Annotated in this window: 3 protein-coding genes and 2 rRNA genes (1 of these 5 only partly in view); 3 read left to right on the forward strand and 2 right to left on the reverse strand. The window is 63.7% G+C overall.

Annotated features, from left to right (window positions below; translation table 11 throughout):
- Positions 1-26: 26 nt before the first annotated feature.
- From hemH to ACS0OT_RS19650, 3 genes are all read left to right on the forward strand, one after another.
- Positions 27-989, forward strand: coding sequence for a ferrochelatase (gene hemH / locus ACS0OT_RS19640; RefSeq protein ID WP_442255950.1), 963 nt, complete (start codon positions 27-29; stop codon positions 987-989).
- Complete coding sequence (locus ACS0OT_RS19645; RefSeq protein WP_442255951.1) at positions 986-1,840, forward strand: alpha/beta fold hydrolase; 855 nt, start codon at positions 986-988, stop codon at positions 1,838-1,840. The genes hemH and ACS0OT_RS19645 overlap by 4 nt, the downstream gene beginning before the upstream one ends.
- A gap of 291 nt (positions 1,841-2,131) precedes the next feature.
- Positions 2,132-4,237: a methyl-accepting chemotaxis protein gene (locus tag ACS0OT_RS19650; RefSeq protein WP_442255952.1), complete on the forward strand. Its 2,106-nt coding sequence runs from the start codon at positions 2,132-2,134 to the stop codon at positions 4,235-4,237.
- A 390-nt stretch (positions 4,238-4,627) separates the two neighbouring features.
- Here ACS0OT_RS19650 and rrf read toward each other — a convergent pair.
- Together rrf and ACS0OT_RS19660 are read right to left on the reverse strand one after the other, a co-directional pair.
- Positions 4,628-4,742: ribosomal RNA gene (gene rrf, locus ACS0OT_RS19655) — 5S ribosomal RNA — on the reverse strand.
- 126 nt (positions 4,743-4,868) lie between these two features.
- Positions 4,869-6,896, reverse strand: a 23S ribosomal RNA gene (locus ACS0OT_RS19660) (it continues 852 nt past the right edge of the window).

The following is a 6,896-nucleotide window of genomic DNA, read 5'->3' on the forward strand; positions in this document are numbered from 1 at the left end:
GCGCCGGATAGGCGACAATACCGCCCATGCTCGACGCACCCGATACCGCCGTGCTGGCGGTCAACCTAGGCACGCCCGAGACGCCGACGGCCGCCGCCGTACGCCGTTACCTGGCCGAATTCCTGTCCGACCCGCGCGTGGTCGCGATTCCGGCACTGCTCTGGCAGCCGCTGCTGCGCGGGCTGATCCTGCCGCTGCGAAGCGGCCGGTCGGCGGCCAAGTACGCCCAGGTCTGGCTGCCCGACGGCTCACCGCTGATGGTACATACGCGCCAGCTGGCGCAGGCCATGCAGGCCCTGCTGCCGACCCTGACGGTACGCCATGCGATGCGTTACGGCGAACCGGCGCTGGCCGGCGAGCTCGACCGTCTTGCCGCCGACGGCGCGCGCCGGATCGTGGTGTTGCCGCTGTACCCGCAGTACTCCACCACCACCACCGCCTCGGTCGAAGACCGGGTCGATGCGTGGCAGCGCCGCAACCCGGGCGTGACCGTGAGCCTGGTGCGGGATTACTCGGTCGATCCCGGCTGGGTCGAGGCCGTAGCCGGATCGATCCGCCGCTACTGGGAACAGCACGGTCGCGGTCAGAAACTGATGTTTTCCTTCCATGGTATCCCGCAGCGCCTGGCCGACGCGGGCGACCCGTATCCGCAGCGCTGCGAGGCCAGTGCGCAGGCCATCGCCAATGCACTGGGCCTGGGCAAGGACGACTGGCAGATGGGTTACCAGTCGCGCTTCGGCCGCGAGCGCTGGTTGCAGCCGTATGCCGAGCCCAGCCTGTGGGCGCTGGCCGAATCCGGCGTGAAGCAGATCGACGTGGTCTGCCCCGGATTTGCCACCGACTGCCTGGAGACGCTGGAAGAGGTTGCGCTGGGCTTCACCGAAACACTGGCCGAGCGCGGTGCGACGATGCGCTACATCCCCTGCCTCAACGCCGAGCTGGAGCATGCACGCGCCCTGGCACGGCTGGCCGTGTCCTCGCTGGCATGAGCCTGCAACCGTTTGAACTCCAGGTCGGGGGCGCACGCGTCGCCGGCCTGCGCAACCACGGCGGCGGCCCACGCGTGCTGGCCCTGCATGGCTGGCTCGACAACGCCGCCAGCTTCGTGCCGCTGGCGCCGCACCTGTCGGCGTTGCATCTGGTTGCCATCGATCTGCCCGGCCACGGTCACAGCGCGCACCTGCCGATGGGTGCCAGCTACACCACGGCCGCCGCGATCTGCCACGTACTCGATGTCGCCGACGCACTGGGCTGGGACCGATTCAGCCTGCTCGGCCATTCGATGGGTGCCGGCATCGCCAGCCTTACCGCCTCGGTCAGCGACCGTGTTGATCGGCTGGTGGCGATCGAAGCACTCGGCGGCCTGCGCGGTCCCGAGGAAGAAACGGCGCATCGCCTGCGCGAGCATGTGAACGCCACGCGCGCGTTGGCACGCAAGCAGCTGCGCGTGTTCCCCGATCTGGCAGCGCCGATCCGCGCGCGGATGATGACCAACCAGCTCAGCGAACCCTGCGCACGGCTGCTGGTCGAGCGCGGCGTGGAACCGGTCGAAGGTGGCTACCGCTGGTGCAGCGACCCGCGCCTGATGCTGCCCACTGCGATCCGCCTCAGCGAAGGCCAGATCGACAACCTGCTGCAGGCCATCACCTGCCCGACGCAGGTGATCTATGCCACGCCGGCGCAGTCCTACTATCCCGAGCCGATGCGCAGTGATCGCCTGCAGCACCTGCGTGATGGACGGCTGGCCGTGTTTCCCGGCAACCACCACCTGCATATGGAAGACCCGGCACGCATCGCCGAGGTGATCCTGCGCTTCCTCGGCAACGACAACGCCGGCTGAGTCGCAGCGTCCGCTGCACTTCATTCTGCGCACTTCCGGCCGATACATCAGTTGCGGGCCACTGCGTCCGCAGCACGTGGGCCCGGTCGGGCCTGCGGCGTGTGTCTGGTCCTGCAAGGAAGTCCGCATGCCCGCTCCATTGCTCCGTCACCCACAGGATGTGGTCACGGCGCCCCGTCTGCGCGACGTTGATTGCGTCGCATTCCCCGAATTCCCGGTCCATGCCCTGGCCACGCACTCGTGCGTGCGTCACCGTGTGGCCGTTGTCGTCTGCTGATCCAGGAGTCGCCGATGTCCGCTGCATCCACTCGTCCCCCCGATACCGCCCGCCTGCCGCATCTGCAGCAGCTCGCCCACCGCGCTGACCGCCGATTGCTGATCGGCAGTGCGGCACTGGCGGTGGCCGGCCTGGTGCTGGCCCTGCGCGGGCCTCATGTCCTGACCGCCTCGCTGGTCGCGGCCGCTGTGCTGCCTGCCATCTGGCTGGCCGGTCCCAAGGCGGGCCATAGCGTCACCCGCAATGGCCTGGCGCTGTTGTTGTCGCTGCAGCTGGCATGGCTGTGCGCGATCGCGGGCCTGTCACCGGCTTTGCCGATTGCACTGCTGCTGGGCGTGCTGTTGAGCCATCGTGATCGCCTGCCGGTATGGCTGGCCGGCGGCATCGGCACGCTCGCGCTGTTGGCGCCGCTGCTGCAGGGCGCAGCAGTGGGACCTACGTTGCTGCAGGCGGGCCTGTTCGCCGGGCTGACGGCATTCCTCGGCCAGGTCGCGCTGCGCCTGCGCCAGCAGACCGAGGCGCTTGGCCACGGCCCGCGCTGGCTGGCTGCGCTGGCCCGCGACATCGCCACGGGCACCGACCTGGGCGCACATGCCGACACCGCATCCTATGCACCCGGCTCGTTGGCCCATGCGCTGGCCGATACCGCGCACCACGTCCAGGCCCAACGTGGGCGTGAGGCTGAGGCGCATGCCGAGAATGCGCAGATCCGTCAGGCGCTGGATGCCTCGCGCACCGCGATGATGATCGCCGACAATGATCACGTGATCCGCTATGTGAACCGCTCGGTGGTGGCTCTGCTGCGCAACCAGCAGGCGACACTGCGCCAGGCCTTCCCTGACTTCGATGCCGAACGCCTGGTCGGCAGCAGCATCCATCGCTTCCATGCCAACCCGGACCGCATCCGCGCCATCCTCAATGGCCTGCAGGCCAGCCACAACGGCAAGGTACAGATCGGCCCGGTGCACTTCGCCCAGGTGGTCACCCCGGTGTTCGATGCACAGGGCATGCGCCTCGGTTTCGCCGTGGAATGGCATGACCGTACCCAGGAGCTGGCGCTGGAGAACGCCGTGGCCGGCATCGTCGCTGCTGCCGCTGCCGGCGATCTCGGCCAGCGCCTGCAGGCAACCGAAGGCGCCAGCTTCCTCGATGGCCTGACCGGTGGCATCAACCAGCTGCTCGATACGCTGGGCAGCACCGTCAACGACGTGCGGCAGATGCTTTCGGCGCTGGCCAACGGCGATCTCGATCGGCGCATGCACGGTGAGTACCACGGTGCCTTCGCCGCGATCCAGCGTGATGCCAACGCCACCGCCGGCCAGCTGGCGCGCATGGTGGGCCGCATCCAGCAGTGCGCGGCCTCGATCAGTACCGCCGCCAGCGAGATCGCTGCAGGCAATGGTGCGCTGTCCGAGCGCAGCGAGCGCCAGGCGGCGCACCTGCAGGAAGCCGCAGCCTCGATGGAGGAGCTGACCGCCACCGTGCGCCAGAATGCTACGCATGCGCGCGAGGCCAGTGAGCTGGCTGCGTCCACGCAGAGCGCCGCCAGTGACGGCAACACCGCGATGCAGCGGGTTGTCGACACCATGCAGGCGATTGAAGGCGCCTCGAAGCGGATCGGCGACATCACCGGCGTGATCGATGGCATCGCCTTCCAGACCAATATCCTCGCGCTCAATGCGGCGGTGGAAGCCGCACGTGCCGGTGAGCAGGGCCGTGGCTTCGCCGTGGTGGCCAGCGAGGTGCGCGTGTTGGCGCAGCGCTCCGCCGCCGCCGCACAGGAAATCAAAAAGCTGATCGATGAGGCAGGCCGACAGGTGGGCGAAGGTGCCCAGCTGGTGGCCGACGCCGGCCAGCGGATGCAGGGCATTGTCGGCGGCGTGGAGAATGTCAGCCATCTGATGCGTGAGATCTCGGCGGCCTCGCAGGAGCAGTCGATCGGCATCGAGCAGATCAACCAGACCGTGGTGCAGATGGATCAGGCCACGCAGCAGAACGCGGCGCTGGTGGAAGAAGCCACCGCGGCCGCACGCGAGCTGCAGACGCAGGCGGGGACGCTTACCGAGGCAGTATCGGTGTTCCGCCAGCAGGAACCGCACGAGGTCCCGCGGGCCGCCTGATCCGGGCCTGCAATGCGATCCTGATCAAGACGGCGCCCGCAGGGCGCCGTTTTTTACCTGCTTCTGCGTGATGGGTCAGGAAAAGTCCGCTTCCGGACCTGCCGTGAGGAGCGGCCAACCCTGTTTGGCGCCGCATCCACACACGGCGTGGATCTACCGGTAGTGCCGGCCGCTGGCTGGCAATTACGGCCTAGCCCACTGTCTGACCTCCCGCCGGTAGCGGCCAACCTTGGCTGGCGCTGTGGCTGCCCGCAGAGAATATCCACGCATCGCGTGGATCTACCGGCCGGTGTGCAGCCATGGCGGTGCCGGCCAGCGGCCGGCACCACCCGCATTTCCTGCGCACAAAGAAAAACCCCGCTGCGTCAGCAGCGGGGTTTTGGGTATAAACCCTGGCGATGACCTACTCTCGCATGGCTTGAGCCACACTACCATCGGCGCAGCTGCGTTTCACTTCCGAGTTCGGGATGGGATCGGGTGGTTCCACAGCGCTAATTTCACCAGGGAGGCTTTTGGAGMGTCGCACTCGTCCCTGKGGGACAAGGCGCCAGCCTCGCATAGTTCTTGTGACGTAGCGTGCACTTGGATGCTCTTACGACGCTGTCGTAAAGCCAAGGCAACTTGAGGTTATATGGTCAAGCCGCACGGATCATTAGTATCAGTTAGCTCAATACATTGCTGTACTTACACACCTGACCTATCAACCACGTAGTCTACATGGTTCCTTCAGGGGGCTTGTGCCCCGGGAGATCTCATCTTGAGGCGCGCTTCCCGCTTAGATGCTTTCAGCGGTTATCGCTTCCGAACATAGCTACCCGGCAATGCCACTGGCGTGACAACCGGAACACCAGAGGTTCGTCCACTCCGGTCCTCTCGTACTAGGAGCAGCCCCTCTCAAATCTCCAACGCCCATGGCAGATAGGGACCGAACTGTCTCACGACGTTCTGAACCCAGCTCGCGTACCACTTTAAATGGCGAACAGCCATACCCTTGGGACCGACTACAGCCCCAGGATGTGATGAGCCGACATCGAGGTGCCAAACACCGCCGTCGATATGAACTCTTGGGCGGTATCAGCCTGTTATCCCCGGAGTACCTTTTATCCGTTGAGCGATGGCCCTTCCATACAGAACCACCGGATCACTAAGTCCTAGTTTCCTACCTGCTTGATCCGTCGATCTTGCAGTCAAGCACGCTTATGCCTTTGCACACAGTGCGCGATGTCCGACCGCGCTGAGCGTACCTTCGAGCTCCTCCGTTACTCTTTAGGAGGAGACCGCCCCAGTCAAACTACCCACCATACACGGTCCCCGACCCAGATAATGGGCCCAGGTTAGAACGTCAAGCACGACAGGGTGGTATTTCAAGGATGGCTCCACCACAGCTAGCGCCATGGTTTCATAGCCTCCCACCTATCCTACACAGACGAACTCAACGTTCAGTGTAAAGCTATAGTAAAGGTTCACGGGGTCTTTCCGTCTTGCCACGGGAACGCTGCATCTTCACAGCGATTTCAATTTCACTGAGTCTCGGGTGGAGACAGCGCCGCTGTCGTTACGCCATTCGTGCAGGTCGGAACTTACCCGACAAGGAATTTCGCTACCTTAGGACCGTTATAGTTACGGCCGCCGTTTACTGGGGCTTCGATCAAGAGCTTCGCCTTGCGGCTGACCCCATCAATTAACCTTCCAGCACCGGGCAGGCGTCACACCCTATACGTCCACTTTCGTGTTTGCAGAGTGCTGTGTTTTTGATAAACAGTCGCAGCGGCCTGGTTACTGCGACCCTCTTCAGCTATAGCTCGCACGAGCCACCAAAAAGGGTGCACCTTCTCCCGAAGTTACGGTGCCATGTTGCCTAGTTCCTTCACCCGAGTTCTCTCAAGCGCCTGAGAATTCTCATCCTACCCACCTGTGTCGGTTTACGGTACGGTCTGCGTAAGCTGAAGCTTAGGAGCTTTTCCTGGAAGCGTGGTATCAGTGACTTTGCCATAAAGGCTCGTCTCGGTGCTCGGTCTTAGAGGATCCCGGATTTGCCAAAGATCCAAACCTACCGCCTTTCCCCAGGACAACCAACGCCTGGTACACCTAACCTTCTCCGTCCCTCCATCGCACTTACGCGAGGTGCAGGAATATTAACCTGCTTCCCATCGACTACGACTTTCGTCCTCGCCTTAGGGGCCGACTCACCCTGCGCCGATTAACGTTGCGCAAGGAAACCTTGGGCTTTCGGCGTGCGGGTTTTTCACCCGCATTATCGTTACTCATGTCAGCATTCGCACTTCCGATACCTCCAGCAGACTTCTCAATCCACCTTCAACGGCTTACGGAACGCTCCTCTACCGCGCATAACAAAGTTATGCACCCCAAGCTTCGGTTCTGTGCTTAGCCCCGTTAAATCTTCCCCGCAGACCGACTCGACCAGTGAGCTATTACGCTTTCTTTAAAGGGTGGCTGCTTCTAAGCCAACCTCCTGGCTGTCTGTGCCTTTCCACATGGTTTTCCACTTAGCACAAAATTTGGGACCTTAGCTGTGGGTCTGGGTTGTTTCCCTTTTCACGACGGACGTTAGCACCCGCCGTGTGTCTCCCATACAGTCCGTCTCGGTATTCGGAGTTTGCAATGGTTTGGTAAGTCGCGATGACCCCCTAGCCATAAC

Source organism: Stenotrophomonas maltophilia group sp. RY12688 (assembly GCF_052149045.1).
GTDB lineage: Bacteria > Pseudomonadota > Gammaproteobacteria > Xanthomonadales > Xanthomonadaceae > Stenotrophomonas > Stenotrophomonas sepilia.